Source organism: Neotamlana laminarinivorans (genome assembly GCF_020523925.1).
Lineage (GTDB): Bacteria > Bacteroidota > Bacteroidia > Flavobacteriales > Flavobacteriaceae > Neotamlana > Neotamlana laminarinivorans.
This window is the reverse complement of the sequence record NZ_JAJAPW010000002.1, coordinates 55,880-71,168: the sequence shown is the minus strand read 5'-3', so window position 1 is coordinate 71,168 and position 15,289 is coordinate 55,880. Positions and strand designations below refer to the sequence as shown.

Annotated in this window: 15 protein-coding genes; 10 read left to right on the top strand and 5 right to left on the bottom strand. The window is 32.1% G+C overall.

The window, feature by feature from the left end:
• Positions 1–6 precede the first annotated feature (6 nt).
• The 10 genes from bioB (at position 7) to LG649_RS04075 (ending at position 9,116) form a co-directional block, all read left to right on the top strand.
• A complete protein-coding gene (gene bioB / locus LG649_RS04120) occupies positions 7–1,101 on the top strand; it encodes a biotin synthase BioB (protein ID WP_226541240.1) in 1,095 nt (364 codons plus the stop codon).
• Between the two features lie 341 nt (positions 1,102–1,442).
• Positions 1,443–2,039 (top strand): hypothetical protein, encoded by a 597-nt coding sequence (locus LG649_RS04115; protein ID WP_226541238.1) that lies wholly within the window; start codon positions 1,443–1,445, stop codon positions 2,037–2,039.
• Positions 2,040–2,043: 4 nt separating this feature from the next.
• Positions 2,044–3,465, top strand: coding sequence for a flotillin family protein (locus LG649_RS04110; RefSeq protein WP_226541236.1), 1,422 nt, complete (start codon positions 2,044–2,046; stop codon positions 3,463–3,465).
• A 21-nt stretch (positions 3,466–3,486) separates the two neighbouring features.
• Positions 3,487–3,969, top strand: coding sequence for a hypothetical protein (locus LG649_RS04105; RefSeq protein WP_226541234.1), 483 nt, complete (start codon positions 3,487–3,489; stop codon positions 3,967–3,969).
• Between the two features lie 121 nt (positions 3,970–4,090).
• A complete protein-coding gene (locus tag LG649_RS04100; protein WP_226541232.1) occupies positions 4,091–4,957 on the top strand; it encodes a cupin-like domain-containing protein in 867 nt (288 codons plus the stop codon).
• 54 nt (positions 4,958–5,011) lie between these two features.
• Positions 5,012–5,512, top strand: a complete 501-nt coding sequence (locus LG649_RS04095) for a DUF6646 family protein (protein WP_226541230.1) — start codon at positions 5,012–5,014, stop codon at positions 5,510–5,512.
• 127 nt (positions 5,513–5,639) lie between these two features.
• On the top strand, positions 5,640–6,089 hold the full coding sequence (locus LG649_RS04090) for a LexA family protein (protein WP_226541228.1): 450 nt from the start codon (positions 5,640–5,642) through the stop codon (positions 6,087–6,089).
• Positions 6,090–6,239: 150 nt separating this feature from the next.
• Entirely contained in the window at positions 6,240–7,298 is a 1,059-nt protein-coding gene (locus LG649_RS04085; protein ID WP_226541219.1) for an NAD-dependent epimerase, read from the top strand.
• 8 nt (positions 7,299–7,306) lie between these two features.
• Entirely contained in the window at positions 7,307–8,275 is a 969-nt protein-coding gene (locus LG649_RS04080) for a glycosyltransferase family 2 protein (RefSeq protein ID WP_226541217.1), read from the top strand.
• On the top strand, positions 8,241–9,116 hold the full coding sequence (locus LG649_RS04075) for a lysylphosphatidylglycerol synthase transmembrane domain-containing protein (RefSeq protein ID WP_226541201.1): 876 nt from the start codon (positions 8,241–8,243) through the stop codon (positions 9,114–9,116). Before LG649_RS04080 ends, LG649_RS04075 begins: the two co-directional genes overlap by 35 nt.
• Before the next feature lie 14 nt (positions 9,117–9,130).
• Here the strand turns inward: LG649_RS04075 and LG649_RS04070 are convergent, their stop codons facing one another.
• The 5 genes from LG649_RS04070 to LG649_RS04050 all read right to left on the bottom strand — a co-directional run bounded on the left by LG649_RS04070 (position 9,131) and on the right by LG649_RS04050 (position 15,289).
• Positions 9,131–10,714: an ArnT family glycosyltransferase gene (locus LG649_RS04070; RefSeq protein WP_226541199.1), complete on the bottom strand. Its 1,584-nt coding sequence runs from the start codon at positions 10,712–10,714 to the stop codon at positions 9,131–9,133.
• Between the two features lie 5 nt (positions 10,715–10,719).
• Complete coding sequence (locus LG649_RS04065) at positions 10,720–11,424, bottom strand: phosphatase PAP2 family protein (RefSeq protein ID WP_226541197.1); 705 nt, start codon at positions 11,422–11,424, stop codon at positions 10,720–10,722.
• 167 nt (positions 11,425–11,591) lie between these two features.
• Positions 11,592–11,885, bottom strand: coding sequence for a F0F1 ATP synthase subunit epsilon (locus tag LG649_RS04060; RefSeq protein ID WP_226541195.1), 294 nt, complete (start codon positions 11,883–11,885; stop codon positions 11,592–11,594).
• A gap of 57 nt (positions 11,886–11,942) precedes the next feature.
• Positions 11,943–13,451 carry a F0F1 ATP synthase subunit beta gene (gene atpD, locus LG649_RS04055; protein ID WP_226541194.1) on the bottom strand — a complete coding sequence of 503 codons (1,509 nt, stop codon included), beginning with the start codon at positions 13,449–13,451 and terminating at the stop codon, positions 11,943–11,945.
• A 167-nt stretch (positions 13,452–13,618) separates the two neighbouring features.
• Positions 13,619–15,289, bottom strand: a complete 1,671-nt coding sequence (locus tag LG649_RS04050) for an SGNH/GDSL hydrolase family protein (RefSeq protein ID WP_226541192.1) — start codon at positions 15,287–15,289, stop codon at positions 13,619–13,621.

Here is a 15,289-nt window from a genome sequence, read left to right as displayed (position 1 = left end):
ATTATCATGAGCAGCTTTAAACATAACTGGACAAAATCTGAGATTTTAGAAATTTATAACAAACCCTTAATGGATTTGTTGTTTGAAGCTGCAAAGGTACATCGAAAACACCACGACCCTAACACTGTACAGGTAAGTACTTTATTATCTATAAAAACCGGTGGTTGCCCCGAAGATTGTGGTTATTGCCCACAAGCGGCACGCTACCACACTAATGTAGAAGGTAACGATTTAATGAGTGTACAACAAGTTAAAGCTCAGGCTTTACGAGCTAAAGCAAGCGGTAGTTCTCGGGTTTGTATGGGCGCTGCATGGCGTAATGTAAAAGGCGGTAAAGAGTTTGATGATGTTTTAGAAATGGTAAGAACCATAAACAAACTAGATATGGAAGTTTGTTGTACTTTAGGTATGCTTACTGAAAACCAAGCACAACGTTTGGCAGAAGCAGGTTTATATGCCTATAATCATAATTTAGATTCTTCGGAGGAATATTATAAAGAAGTCATTTCTACTCGTGGTTTTGAAGACCGAATTCAAACTATTAATAACGTTAGAAAAACCAATGTTACCGTTTGTTCTGGTGGTATAATAGGTATGGGCGAACGTATTGAAGATCGCGCAGGTATGCTTGTAGCCTTAGCTACTTTAAACCCACAGCCAGAATCTGTACCTATTAATGCTTTAGTTGCTGTTGAAGGCACACCTTTAGAAAATGAACAACCGGTTTCTATTTGGGATATGGTGCGTATGGTTGCTACAACACGAATTGTAATGCCAGAAACTCAAGTGCGTTTAAGCGCTGGTAGAACCCAAATGAGCCAAGAAGGGCAAGCTATGTGCTTTTTTGCTGGTGCCAACTCTATTTTTGCTGGCGATAAACTGCTTACTACACCAAACCCCGATGTTAATGAAGACATGAAAATGTTTGAACTTCTGGGTTTAAATCCGCAAAAGCCTTTTATCAAAAAAATGCAACCTAAAACAATTGAGGCTAAAGATTCTAACTTTAAAGATTTAGGTGAAAAACCCAAATGGACGCGCCCTGAGCATAAAATAGCGCGTAACGAAAACGCTAAAAACAAATCTAAAAACTTAAAATAACTATCTTCTCGCATTAGGGATTGCAGCGGTTAGCTTTTGGCGAGGCGCGCATCGAGCCAAAACTATTAGTGTAAAGCCCGACCCCAAAACTTTGGGGTAATGCCATAATTAATATAACCTTATTAATTTGTAACAAAATGTTGTTTTTTAATACTTAATAAGCGTACGATTTTATATAATACTTTTATGTGCTTTATCGAGTCTGTTTATTTTTTAGTAAGTGTTTATAAATAAATCAATTAACTATAAGTTAAATTGTATTGTGATTTTTACAATTAAAATAGTTTGCGATCTCGTACAATTAGGCTTACATTTAATTTATTAATTTATAATTACAAATTATGCTAGATTGGTACTCTAATTTAGATTTTATTTCTCAATTCTTTTGGCTTATTGCCGTAATAGGGTCTCTTATTTTTACAATAGTCGTTATTCTAGCCTTTGCAGGTGGAGATGCTGATGATTTTGATAGCGTTGATGCAGAAATAGAAGCCGATTCGGGTATTGGTTTTCAGTTTATAACATTTAAAAATTTAATGGGTTTCTTTACCATTTTTGGTTGGAGTGGTATAGCATGTACTGAAGCAGGTTTACCCACACCGTTAGTTTTTGTTATTGCTACTGTATGTGGTTTAATTATGATGACACTTATGGCCGCTATGTTTTACTTTATGCAAAAACTTGCAGATAGTGGAACTTTAAATTATAAAAATGCTATTGGAGCAGTTGGTGAAGTTTATTTAACTATAGGAGAAAATAGATCGAAAATGGGAAAGGTTAGTGTTAGGGTGCAAGGTGCTTTACGTGAGCTAGATGCGCTAACTGATGCATTAGAACCTTTAGCTTCTGGAACTATTATAAAAGTAATTGATGTAACTAGCAATGGCATTTTAATAGTAAATAAAACAATTAAACCAATACAACCTACAAAACAATAACCTTATGAAATTACTTATGGCTCAGGAGAGCACTAATTTTGGCTTACCGCTTACCTTAATTTTTGCGGTATTATTCATTTTTTTATTTTTAATTATTTTAATTCGTCGCTATAAGCGTTGTCCTTCAGATAGAATTCTTGTGGTTTATGGTAAAGTTGGCGGCGGTCAATCTGCAAAATGTATTCATGGTGGTGCAGCTTTTATTTTTCCTGTAATTCAAGATTACGAGTTTTTAGATTTAACACCTATTTCAATAGAAGTTAACTTAGTAAACGCACTTTCTAAACAAAATATTCGTGTAAATGTGCCGTCTCGCTTTACAATTGGGGTTTCTACAGAACCTGGTGTTATGCAAAATGCTGCAGAACGTTTGTTAGGATTATCAATGAACGATGTGCAAGAACTTGCCAAAGAAATTATTTTTGGACAGCTACGTTTAGTTGTTGCTTCTATGGATATTGAAGAGATTAATAACGATAGAGATAAGTTTTTAACTAACATTTCGCAATCGGTAGAAACCGAATTAAAGAAAGTCGGTTTAAAATTAATTAACGTAAATATTACAGATATTGTAGACGAGTCTGGATATATTGAAGCACTTGGTAAAGAAGCCGCTGCACATGCTATTAACGCAGCACGTAAATCGGTTGCAGAAAAAACTAGAGACGGTTCTATTGGTGAAGCTAATGCTGTTCAAGATGAAAGAACACAAGTTGCAGCCGCAAATGCACAAGCGGTAGAAGGTGAAAATACCGCAAAAATTGCTGTAGCAAATTCTGATTCTTTACGTAGACAAAGAGAAGCCGAGGCAGAACGTGTTGCTATAGCCGCAGAAAAAGTACAAAGTGCAAAAGCTTTAGAGGAAGCCTACGCTGCAGAACAAGAGGCTGAAACAGCTAGAGCAGAGAGAGAACGCTCTTCTCAAATGGCCGATGTTATTGTACCAGCAGAAATTGACAAAAAGAAGGCAGAAATTGATGCTGAAGCTGAAGCAGAACGTATTAGACGACGTGCAAAAGGTGAAGCAGACGCTATTTTATTTAAAGCACAAGCTGAAGCAAAAGGTTTATACGAAGTTTTAACTAAACAAGCTGCAGGTTTAGACCAAATTGTTAAAGCCGCTGGAAACAACTCTAAAGATGCTGTATTACTCTTAGTTGCAGATAAATTACCTGAACTTGTAAAAACACAAGCAGAAGCTATTAAAAATATTAAAATTGATAAAGTTACTGTTTGGGAAAATGGTGGAAATAAAGATGGTAAATCATCTACTGCAAATTTCTTGTCTGGAATGTATAAATCGGTACCTCCATTACAAGATATGTTTAATATGGCTGGTATGGAGTTACCAGAATATTTAAAAGGAAAAGATATAAAGGATATAGTTGAAGAAGGGCAAAAAGATTCGGCTAAAAAGGCAGAATAAAACTATTTGTAAAATTTAAGAATGCATAATACAACTTTATTACATTTAAGAAAAGCATCAATAATTAAACAAGTTATTGGTGCTTTTCTTTTTATTATTGGTGTTTTTGGAGCCGTAACTAACAATGTTTTTAATTTAATACTTTCTGGTATTGGCGTTTTTTTGATGTTAAGAGAAGGCTCTGAAATAGATTTAGCTTCAAAAAAATTTAGAGAAATTTATTGGATAATGGGCTTGAAATTTGGGTCGTGGAAAGATTTGCCTGAACTTGAATATATTTCAGTGTTTAAAACAAAAGAAAATAAACGTGTTCAAGCCATGGGAGCATCTGCAAATTTTTCTAACCCTATTTTTGTATTAAACTTATTTTATAACACAAACAAAAAAATAGAAGCTTACAGAACTTCTGAAATTAATGATGCTTTTGAAAACGCAAAATATATATCCGAAATATTTAATATAAAGCTTTTAGATGCTACCCAATCAGAATCAAAATGGGTATAAAATTAATATATTAGTGTTGTTTGTTTTTAATAAAAAACCATCTTTTTAAAAGCTTTAGCTTTGTACACTATTTTTACTTTGGTAACGTTTTGTTAACTTTGCGTACTTAATTTTTATACCGTTGTCGTTAAATTTACAAAGCATTCCTAGGGTAAAAACTATTACGAAACAGGAGTTTTTAAAATGTTATTTTAAACCACAAAAACCTGTGGTTATTGAGCGTTTTATTGAAGATTGGCCAGCGTATAAAAAATGGAATTTAGCGTATATAAAAACTTTAGGTGGCGAAATTACCGTTCCGCTTTATGATGACAGACCTGTAAATCATGAAGATGGGTTTAACGAACCACATGCTAAAATGAAACTTGCCGAGTATATTGATTTACTTAAGCGCGAACCTACTAAGTTTCGTATTTTTTTATGGAATGCCTTAAAGGAAATACCGCAATTACAAAAAGATTTTACATTTCCCGATTTTGGTTTACGCCTAATGAAAAGCATACCTATGTTGTTTTTTGGAGGAAGAGATTCGTATACCTTTATGCATTACGATATAGATTTGGCAAATATTTTTCATTTTCATTTTGATGGGCAAAAAAAGTGTATCCTTTTCGACCAAAATCAAAACGATGTTTTATACAAAATTCCGCATTCTTTAATAACGCGAGAAGACATTGATTTTAACAACCCCGATTTTAAAAAATGGCCTGCGTTAAAAAAAGCTCAAGGTTGGGTTTGTGAGCTAAACCACGGTGAAATATTATATATTCCCGAAGGGTATTGGCACTATATGCGTTACGAAACACCTGGCTTTTCTATGAGTTTAAGGGCTATAGCTAGAAACCCCAAAAACTTAAGTAAAGCTATTTATAATGTGTTTATTATGCGGACATTAGACAATGCTATGCGCCGCATAAAAGGACAAAAATGGATAGACTGGAAAAACAGACAAGCCATTTTAAGAACCCACAAAAATATGAGTAAGTAAATTTTATAGTATATAAATTGGCTATATTTGCACTTCAAATCTATAAAAGATATTATGAAGAATTTAATTTTATTATTAGCATTAACAAGTACTTTATTAATTAATGCACAGGCTTTTGAAGGAAAAGGTGATACCAAATTTCAAGTAGGTTTAAATGTTCAAGACAATGGTAGTGGTTTAAATTTAAGTTACGATTATGGTATTGGAGAAAACATCTCAATCGGGTTATCCTCTACTTATCTTTTAGGTGTAGATGAAGATTTAGATAATGTTTATGATGTCGATTTTAGTGATCGTATTGATCTTAAGGCGCGTTTTAACGCTAATTTAGGGAATGTTATTAATGTTAGCGATAATTTTGATTTATATCCTGGTTTAAGTTTAAGTTTTAAAAACTTTGGTGGTCATGTTGGTGCACGTTACTTTTTTACAGAAGGGTTTGGTGTTTATTCAGAACTTAATTTTCCTTTAGCTACTTATGATGAAAACCTTAATCCAGCTGAAAAATTAAACAACCAAGTAACTATAAATATTGGAGCTTCTTTTAACTTATAAGAAGATTTATAATTTAATTAAATAAGTAAACCTTCAGTTTTATAGCTGAAGGTTTTTTTATAAATATACAAAGCTTCTTTTTTTCAATTACAAAGTTTACTAAATTTATACATTAATATAACTTACAATGCGAAGCAATACTATACATAAAGGCAAAAACCTAACTTTTTTTACACCAGAAGTTACAAGTGGTCTAGATGCAGTTTTTTTAGATACAGGTATTTCTGCCGGATTCCCTTCGCCAGCAGAAGATTTTAAAGAAGAACGATTATCTCTAGACCGAGAACTAATAAAAAATAAAGAAGCTACTTTTTTTGCAAGAGTAAGCGGCCAATCTATGATTGGGGCAGGATTAGAAGATAGCGACCTATTAGTAATAGACCGCAGTATAGAGCCTGCTAATAACAAAATAGCTGTTTGTTTTCTTGATGGAGAGTTTACTGTTAAACGTTTAAAAATAGATAAAGACGGTATGTTTTTGCAACCGGAAAATCCCAATTATCCAATAATTAAAATAACAGAAGATAACGATTTTATTATTTGGGGCATTGTAACCAATGTAATTAAAAAGGTGTAAATTAAGCTTAATGTTACATTTAAATTAAGCAATAACGTAAATTAAAATCCATTTGTTTCCTTACCATTAAATAACTGTTAGTATTTATTTATTGACATATTTATACGTTTAATAATTAATAACTTGGTGTATTAATCGAGTTGTTTTCGTATGAAAGTTTTAGTAACAGGTGCTGCCGGATTTATTGGTTTTCATGTAGTTTCAAAACTATTAAATGCAGGTTATTTTGTAGTTGGTTTCGATAATTTAAACAAATACTACAGTACACAACTTAAATACGACCGTTTAGTACAAACCGGAATTTTAAAACATAAGGTTTTAAATAATGTTGCGGTCCAGTCCGAAACGTATTCTAATTACTTTTTTATTAAAATGGATTTATGCCAAAAGGAAGCAGTTATGCAACTTTTTGAAACACATAAATTCGATGTTGTAATTCATCTAGCAGCTCAAGCAGGTGTTCGTTATAGCATACAAAATCCCGAAGTATATTTAAAAAGTAATGTTGATGGTTTTTTAAATATTCTTGAAGCTTGTAGGCAAAACCCTGTAAAACACCTAGTATATGCTTCAAGCTCTTCCGTTTATGGTAATCAAAAAAAAGTGCCATTTTCTGTAAAACATAAAGTAGATACACCCATAAGTTTATATGCTGCAACCAAAAAAAGCAATGAGCTCATGGCGCATACATACAGTCATTTATTCAAAATACCAACTACAGGGTTGCGTTTTTTTACGGTTTATGGGCCTTGGGGTAGGCCAGATATGGCACCGTCACTTTTTACCGATGCCATTATAAATAACAAACCCATTAAAATTTTTAATAACGGTAAAATGAAACGCGATTTTACCTATGTAGATGATATTGTAAAAGGCATAATAGGAATAAGCAAACATCCGCCAGTTGCAAAAAATAAAAAACCACCTTATGTGTTACACAATGTTGGTAACAGTAAGCCAATTAAACTTATGGCATTTATAAAAGCCTTAGAAAATAATTTAAATATAAAAGCCAAGAAAATGTTTTTGCCTATGCAACCTGGAGATGTTAAACGAACATTTGCGAATGTAACCAGCTTAAAAAAAGCCATTGGGTATAAACCAACAACGAGTTTAAACGATGGTGTTAAAGCATTTGTAGATTGGTATGTAGATTATTTTGCTGAAAAAAATACCAAAAATTTAGAAAAAGAAATTCAAGAAAATTAAAACTTATAATGAGCTCTAATACATATATATCTGTAGTAATACCTGTTTATAATGAAGAAGGTAACGTTGGGTTATTAACAAAATCTATTGAAGATGCTTTAAAATTGTATAAATATGAAATTATTTATGTTGATGATTTTTCAACAGATAAAACTAGACAGCAAATAAAAGTTCTTGAAAATCCTAATGTGATACTTATTGAGCTTAAACGAAATTACGGACAAAGTTCTGCACTTGCTGCTGGTATAGAATTTGCTCGTGGAAATTATGTAGTTACTATAGATGGCGATATGCAAAACGACCCTTCTGATATACCAAAAATGTTAGAGTTAGCAATTGCCGAAGACTGGGATTTGGTAACAGGTATTCGTGCCAAACGAAAAGATAATATTATAAAAACATTCCCATCTAAAATTGCCAATTTTATAATTAGAAAAGCAACAAAACTTCATATTTCCGATGCAGGTTGTGCTTTAAAAGTAATGACTGCCGAAACAGCAAAAAATATTCCACTTTACGGCGAGTTGCACCGTTTTATTGCTCTAAATGCTCATATTGATGGCGCCAGAATAACCGAAATACCAGTAAAACATCATCCACGAAAATTTGGAGTATCAAAATACGGCTTAGGAAGAACATTTAAGGTAATGAATGATTTGCTACTTATACTTTTTCAGCGTAAATACCTTCAAAAACCATTGTATTTATTCGGTAATATGGGAATGGCATTTTTTGGCTTAGGATTATTAATAAACATATATTTATTAATTGTAAAATTTTTAGGGAACGATATTGGCACAAGACCTTTGTTATTTTTAGGGATTTTATTAATTTTAGTTGGTATTCAGTTGTTTACAATTGGAATTGTGGCAGATTTATTGATGCGTACCTATTACGAGTCCCAAAACAAAACACCTTATAACGTTAGAAATATTACAAGTTTTGGAGACAAAAAAACAACTTTATACGCTTCTTAAAATTACAGTAACTTGTATTCTGTTATATTGGGTTTTTACCAATATTTCTTTTACAGATATTTATAGTGTTTTACAAAAAATAAATATTGAGTTTTTTATCGTAGCATTGCTATGTTTTAGTTTTTCTCAAATTATATCAGCTAAACGACTTTATTTAATTTTTATAAGCTCCGGTTTTGCTATTTCTAGAAAAAGCAATTATAAGCTATACTTATTAGGCATGTTTTATAATTTTTTTATTCCAGGTGGTGTTGGTGGCGATGCTTATAAGGTTTACATTTTAAATAAAACGTTTAATTGGCCAATAAAAAAGCTTTCTGCTGTAGTTTTTATTGATAGGTTTTTTGGTTTAATTGCAATTAGCTTTTTAACTGTTTTAATATGTTTTTTTGTGCCGTATTTTAAAACAGAAAATTTATTTTGGCTTTTAGGCGTATTACTAATTTTGGGTGCTTTAGGTTCTTATTTTATATTAAAACAATGGTTTAATTCTTTTTTTAAAATTTCTACAAAAGCTATTCTATTATCGTTTTTTATACAGTTATTGCAGTGTTTATCGGTCGTTTTTATTCTGTTATCCTTAAAATTAGCACCTAGCACTTATTCAGTTTATATACTAGTTTTTTTAATATCCTCTGTTTTGTCAATATTCTCCTTTTCAGGAATTGGTGTACGCGAAATGATTTTTTTACAAGCATCTTCTATGTTTTTATTTGATGCTTCAAAGGCCGTAACTGTAGGGTTGTTATTTTCTGTATTAACAGCAGTTATTTCTCTTTTTGGAATAGTTTATCACTTTAAAAGTCAAAAGAAGGCTTTTATAAAGCAACGATTATACTAATTTTTAAAAGATAATTATTGTTTTTTTCTGAAAATTCTTGTTGTATGATTTTCAAAAATAGCCTTACGTTCAAGAACAAGCTCTAAGTTTTTGTGCTCAGAAAGAATTTTGTAATCGTTTCTATCATTAGTGATAATAAAACCGTCCGGATTATTTTCAATAAAATGAAACACTTCTGAAGCTTGGTTACTTACATTAAATGTTCGTTTAAAATTAATAGGAAAAGCAGGATCAAAGCGTTTATAAACTATTATTTTGCTGTTTTTTGAAATTATTTTTTTTGAAGCCTGTACAGGACTTTCATTTGTTAATTTAGGGTAAATTACTAGAAATAGTATAGGAGCCAGAATTATCCAACCTGAAGCAATACTAAGAAACGATTTATTTAACTGATTTTTTAAATAAAAAAACAATCCTATTACCGATAAAACTGAAGTAGGTATTAACCAATAAGCTACATTACTTACAGCCGTTAGTGATTTTTCGTTAGCCAGGGCCAATTTCCCAGCAATGGGTAATAAAACGGATAACATTGTTATTAAAATAACTACTACAGTAATTCCTGTTTTCTTTTTATTATTTTGATAAGTTTTAACTAAATACAAGCTTATTATAAATGCCAAAAACGGATAACAAGGCATGGTATAGTTGGGTAATTTTGTGCCAGAAATACTAAAGAATACAATAAAGACACTTGATACAATTAATGCAAATAAGGTTAATGTGTTTTTTCTATTAAAATAAGCGTTTTTAATGGCGTTAATTATAAAAAACGAAAAAGGCATTAGCCCTAACAAAACAAATGCCCAGGTGATTAAAAAAATACCTCCGTGACCTTCCATTTTACTTCCAAATCGATTTATATTATGGTCAATAAAAAAACCTTGAGTCCAAGCTCCATTTGTTTTTATATGTACTAAAATATACCAAGGTAGAGCAATTATTAAAATAATTAATAAACCTAAAATAGGTTTATATTTAAAAATTCCGCTAACACTAAATTGTTTTGTAGCTATAATAAAAATTAAACAAATTAAGCCGGGTAGGGCAATGGCAACGGGCCCTTTAGCTAATACACCAAAGGCTAAACATACATAAAATAGCCAAAGCGATGTTTTGTTGTTGCTAACTTGAAAATTATAAAAACACCATAAACCTGCACTTATAAAGAAAATTAAATAAGGATCTGGAACCGATAAATGGAATTCTTGTACAAAAAATACCGAAGACCATAATATTAAAATATAAACTAATGCATTAGTTTTGTTTGTGTTTTTTTTTACAAAATGGTAAGAGGTTACCATGGTTAATGCCCCATATACACCAGAAAAAAAACGAGCAGCAAAGGCATTTACACCAAATATTTTATAGCTTAAAATCATAAAAAAGTAATGTAAAGGCGGTTTGTCTGTTCTTAAAATGTTGTTGAAATAAGGCGTTATAAAGTTGCCATTGCTTAACATTTCTCTTGCAGCCTCGGCATTTTTAGCTTCGTCTAAAATATAGATAGGATAATGTCCTGAACCTAGTAAGCATAGCATTAAGCTAATTAAAAATACAGCTATGTTTAATTTATGTTTTTTAACAAATTGAAACATTGTATTTAGTTAGAATTCCAAGATTCTTCAATAATATCAGGTTCTTCAATATAAACTTCTAAATTTTTAAATTTTGGTATTAAAAATTTATTCATCCAAGCATATTTTTTATGAATTCTTTTTGTTATTACAATGGCTAATACTGCAGATATAAACCCAAACAATAACCCAAAATAAACATCGATTAGAAAATGTTGAATTAAATAAATTCGTGACAGTCCAACAAATACCGATAATGCCATCATAACCCAAGCAACACTTCGTATTTTTTTAAAAGCAAAAGCTATAAATGCTGCACCGAATGTTGCTCCTGTTGTATGCCCAGAAGGAAAGCTAGTTGTTCTATATATCCTTAGGTTTTCTATACGGTAAAGTAAATGTTCTTTACCGATGGCTTCAAAGTACCCAAGGGGTCTTAAAACATCAGGAAATAATAGCAGTTTGTTTATTTGAATAAGAATAAAATGAATGGCAAGTCCTATTAAAAAAGCAATTATCCATTTTGTTTTTTTTACCAAAATTAAAAGTAATGCACTTATTAGCATGAAACCTTCACCTAACCATGTTGTTTTTATAAAAAAGGAATCTAATTTAGGAGTGTGAAAACTATTTATAAAAATTGAAGATGCTTCTTTAAAAACAAAAATAAGAGGAAAAAACACTGCTAAAACAATAGCAAAAGGTAATACCGTTTTAAACTTAACTTTCATGTAAGTAAAATTACATTATCAAGCGGTTTTATGTTTTAATATTATGTTATGTGTATATATTTTAGAGTTAAGTTTTAATAGTGTTTTTTAATTAAATGTTATTAAATAAAAAGAGCGCTAAATTATTACAATTTAGCGCTCTTTTTATTGTTTAATAAGTGTTATTATTAATCAGCTAAAACAATAACCTTATTATTATTAATTTCTAAGGTACCAGAATTAATAGCTACCGTTAGTAATTTCTTGTCGTCTTTATGAGGAACAACATTACCGTGTAAATCATCTAGCTCTAAATGGTTTTGAGAATGTGTTCTAATTTTAACAGTACCTTCTTTTAAAAGAGATACAATAGGAGCATGACCTTTTAATAATTCAAACTCTCCATTTATACCTGGTACAACAACAGAGTCTACTTCTGAACTAAAAAGTGTTGCTTCTGGTGATACAATTTCTAAATACATATTCTTTTAGTTGTTTGTTGTTAAGTTGTTGGAAAGCAACCAACAACTATAAACCAATTACGCCTCAGCTAACATTTTCTCACCAGCTTCAATAGCTTCTTCAATACTTCCTTTAAGGTTAAATGCAGATTCTGGTAAGTGATCTAATTCACCATCCATAATCATGTTAAAACCTTTAATAGTTTCTTTAATATCTACTAATACACCTGGTATACCTGTAAACTGTTCAGCTACGTGGAAAGGTTGAGATAAGAAACGTTGTACACGTCTAGCACGTCCTACAGCCATTTTGTCTTCTTCACTTAATTCTTCCATACCAAGAATAGCAATAATATCTTGTAACTCTTTATAACGTTGTAAAAGCTCTTTTACACGTTGCGCACAGTTATAGTGATCTGCACCTAAAATATCTGGAGTTAAAATACGAGAAGTAGAATCTAATGGATCTACCGCTGGGTAAATACCTAACTCGGCAATTTTACGAGATAATACTGTTGTAGCATCTAAGTGAGCAAAGGTTGTTGCTGGAGCTGGGTCAGTTAAATCATCTGCAGGTACGTAAACCGCCTGTACAGATGTAATAGATCCTTTTTTAGTTGAAGTAATACGCTCTTGCATCGCACCCATTTCGGTTGCTAATGTTGGTTGGTATCCTACGGCAGATGGCATACGACCTAAAAGTGCCGACACCTCTGAACCTGCTTGTGTAAAACGGAAAATGTTATCAACGAAGAAAAGTACATCTTTTCCTTGTCCGTCGCCAGCACCATCACGGAAATATTCAGCAATTGTTAAACCAGATAAGGCAACACGCGCACGTGCTCCTGGTGGCTCATTCATTTGTCCGAATACGAAAGTTGCTTTAGAATCTTTCATAGCAGATTTATCTACTTTTGCTAAATCCCATCCGCCTTCTTCCATAGAGTGCATAAAATCATCACCGTATTTAATAATACCAGATTCTAACATTTCTCTTAAAAGGTCGTTCCCTTCACGAGTTCTTTCACCTACACCAGCAAATACTGATAAACCACCGTGACCTTTTGCAATGTTATTAATTAATTCTTGTATTAATACTGTTTTACCTACACCAGCACCACCAAATAAACCAATTTTACCGCCTTTTGCATAAGGCTCAATTAAATCGATTACTTTAATACCTGTAAATAAAACTTCAGTTGAAGTTGATAAATCTTCAAACTTTGGTGCTTGTCTGTGAATTGGTAAACCTGCATCGTTTGCTTTAGGTAAATTTCCTAAACCATCAATAGCATCTCCAATTACATTAAATAAGCGTCCGTAAACAGCATCACCAATTGGCATTTGGATAGGTGCACCAGTAGCTATAACCTCAGTTCCTCTACTTAAACCATCTGAAGAATCCATGGCAATAGTACGAACAGTATCTTCGCCTATATGCGACTGTACTTCTAATACTAAAGCAGAACCATCTGGTTTTTTTATTTCTAACGAATCATAAATCTTTGGAAGCTCTGAACCAGCAGCGAATTCTACATCGATAACTGGACCAACTATTTGTGCAACTTTACCTGTAACTTTAGACATTGCTTATTTGTTTAATATTATGTGTTTTAATTATATGAAAACACTTTTAGTTTTCGGCTGCAAAGATATACCTTTTAATTTAAATTGAAAGTTGTTTTTCTGTGTTTTTCTTAATAAAAAAACACCTTCGATTTGAAGGTGTTTTTATAATTTGTGAAATTTTTAACTTATTGTAGTAAAGGTGAATAGTTTGTAGGGTAGTTTCCTATATCTACTAAATTTCCTGATGCTTCAAAATTACTACCGTAGGTCGTATCAATAGCTTTCATAAATTCGTTTGCTAAATGAGCATAACCTCTTGCGGTTAAATGTACACCATCTAAAGAAAAGGCTCCTCCGGTTACTAAACTAGAAGTTAAAATGAAGTTATCTGACGCTAAACCAGTAGTAGCCAATTCTGATAAAAGTGCATTAGCATCTACAAAAGCTAAGCCAGCATTATCTGCAGCATTTTTTAAAGTTGTATTAAATATATCTGTAGCGGTTTTAATTTCTTCTTGTTCACTAGGTAGTAATACCCATTTGTCTTCTAAAGGTAATGTTATACCTTCAACAGAAAATTGTGCAGCTAATTCTGGCGATAGATTATAACTTAAAAGTGTAGCATACGAAGTTGTGTTTACTTCACCTATAATTGAACTGCTAGATAAAACCAATAAATCATTTTCTGTAGCTTGTCGTGCTTGTCCATAATAATTGCCCATTAAAGTTGCTACAAGTGGTACATAGGCTTCAGATAGCCCAAGGCTTTGTACAAAAAGAGAAAAGCTGTCGCTAGAGCTCAGAGAGGCTGTTATTTGTGTAGATAAATCTGTTAGTGTTTCATCGTGAACAACTACTCCATTAGCTTCACTTTCAGAAAAGGTAATAATTCTTGAAGGATCTAAAACCGAAAAAATTTGATTTAAAGCACCATATACAGTATTTAGGGTTGGTATTTGTGCCACTAAATCGGCGCCAGTATCTTCATCTGTAGGATCTAATGCATTATAAGGTACTGTTGTAAAATGCGGAATATCTGTTACATAAGGAATATTTGCCATAACTCCTTTAGCTCCTGATGCAGTTAAAGCATTAACAATGGTTGATACTGCATAATTGAATGTTGTTTCGTCTGTGATAGGGTCGCTACTGTCTCCTCCTGATGTTGCATATCCTAAAACATCATTATTTCCAGCCCAAAGAGTAAAAAATGTTGGGTTTTGAGCTAGTGATAATTCCAGAATACTAGCATCGGGAGTACTTCCAGTCATTCTAATATAATAAGGATTTGCAGCTGTAGGGAAGTTAGCTATATTGCCATAACCTGGAGCAATTATATGATAACTTTTTGCTCCTGGAACGCCCATGTTGTTAAATGGCCCTGTAGGATTGTTTAATAGAAAATCTGTAGTAGGAGTGACATTTCCAATAACATCTGTTAAGGCTAACGGTGCTCCACCTGTAGTTACTAATCTTGGTGCGAATAGTTGTTCGCCCGTAGTAGGATCATAAACTACATTTCCTCCTAAAATAAGTCCGCCATAATTATCATTCATTAAAGGTTGTGTGAAGGTTCCACTGCCTAAAAGTTGAAATTTTTGGGATAATATGTTGGGTATAGAGTTTTCTTGGCTAGCTATAAATAATGCATTATCTGTAAAACCAGCGGTTAAAGAATTACCTATGGCAACGTAAGTTGAAAAATCTGCTGTACCAGTAACTAGTGTTTCAGAAGATTCTTCTGTTGTGGTATCAATATTAAAATCGGCTAATACATCTTCAGGTTCGTTACAAGAAACAAACCCTATTAGTAAAACAAAAAGCCATGTATATTTAGTGTAAGTTGTATTTTTCAT

Excerpts from the sequence above, each read along its gene's own strand:
- LG649_RS04115 (WP_226541238.1), top strand. The coding sequence starts at position 1,443 with ATGCTAGATTGGTACTCTAATTTAGATTTTATTTCTCAATTCTTTTGG.
- LG649_RS04060 (WP_226541195.1), bottom strand. The coding sequence starts at position 11,885 with ATGTATTTAGAAATTGTATCACCAGAAGCAACACTTTTTAGTTCAGAA.
- LG649_RS04090 (WP_226541228.1), top strand. The coding sequence starts at position 5,640 with ATGCGAAGCAATACTATACATAAAGGCAAAAACCTAACTTTTTTTACA.
- bioB (WP_226541240.1), top strand. The coding sequence starts at position 7 with ATGAGCAGCTTTAAACATAACTGGACAAAATCTGAGATTTTAGAAATT.
- LG649_RS04085 (WP_226541219.1), top strand. The coding sequence starts at position 6,240 with ATGAAAGTTTTAGTAACAGGTGCTGCCGGATTTATTGGTTTTCATGTA.
- LG649_RS04080 (WP_226541217.1), top strand. The coding sequence starts at position 7,307 with ATGAGCTCTAATACATATATATCTGTAGTAATACCTGTTTATAATGAA.
- LG649_RS04065 (WP_226541197.1), bottom strand. The coding sequence starts at position 11,424 with ATGAAAGTTAAGTTTAAAACGGTATTACCTTTTGCTATTGTTTTAGCA.
- LG649_RS04070 (WP_226541199.1), bottom strand. The coding sequence starts at position 10,714 with ATGTTTCAATTTGTTAAAAAACATAAATTAAACATAGCTGTATTTTTA.
- LG649_RS04050 (WP_226541192.1), bottom strand. The coding sequence starts at position 15,289 with ATGAAAAATACAACTTACACTAAATATACATGGCTTTTTGTTTTACTA.
- atpD (WP_226541194.1), bottom strand. The coding sequence starts at position 13,451 with ATGTCTAAAGTTACAGGTAAAGTTGCACAAATAGTTGGTCCAGTTATC.
- LG649_RS04105 (WP_226541234.1), top strand. The coding sequence starts at position 3,487 with ATGCATAATACAACTTTATTACATTTAAGAAAAGCATCAATAATTAAA.
- LG649_RS04095 (WP_226541230.1), top strand. The coding sequence starts at position 5,012 with ATGAAGAATTTAATTTTATTATTAGCATTAACAAGTACTTTATTAATT.
- LG649_RS04110 (WP_226541236.1), top strand. The coding sequence starts at position 2,044 with ATGAAATTACTTATGGCTCAGGAGAGCACTAATTTTGGCTTACCGCTT.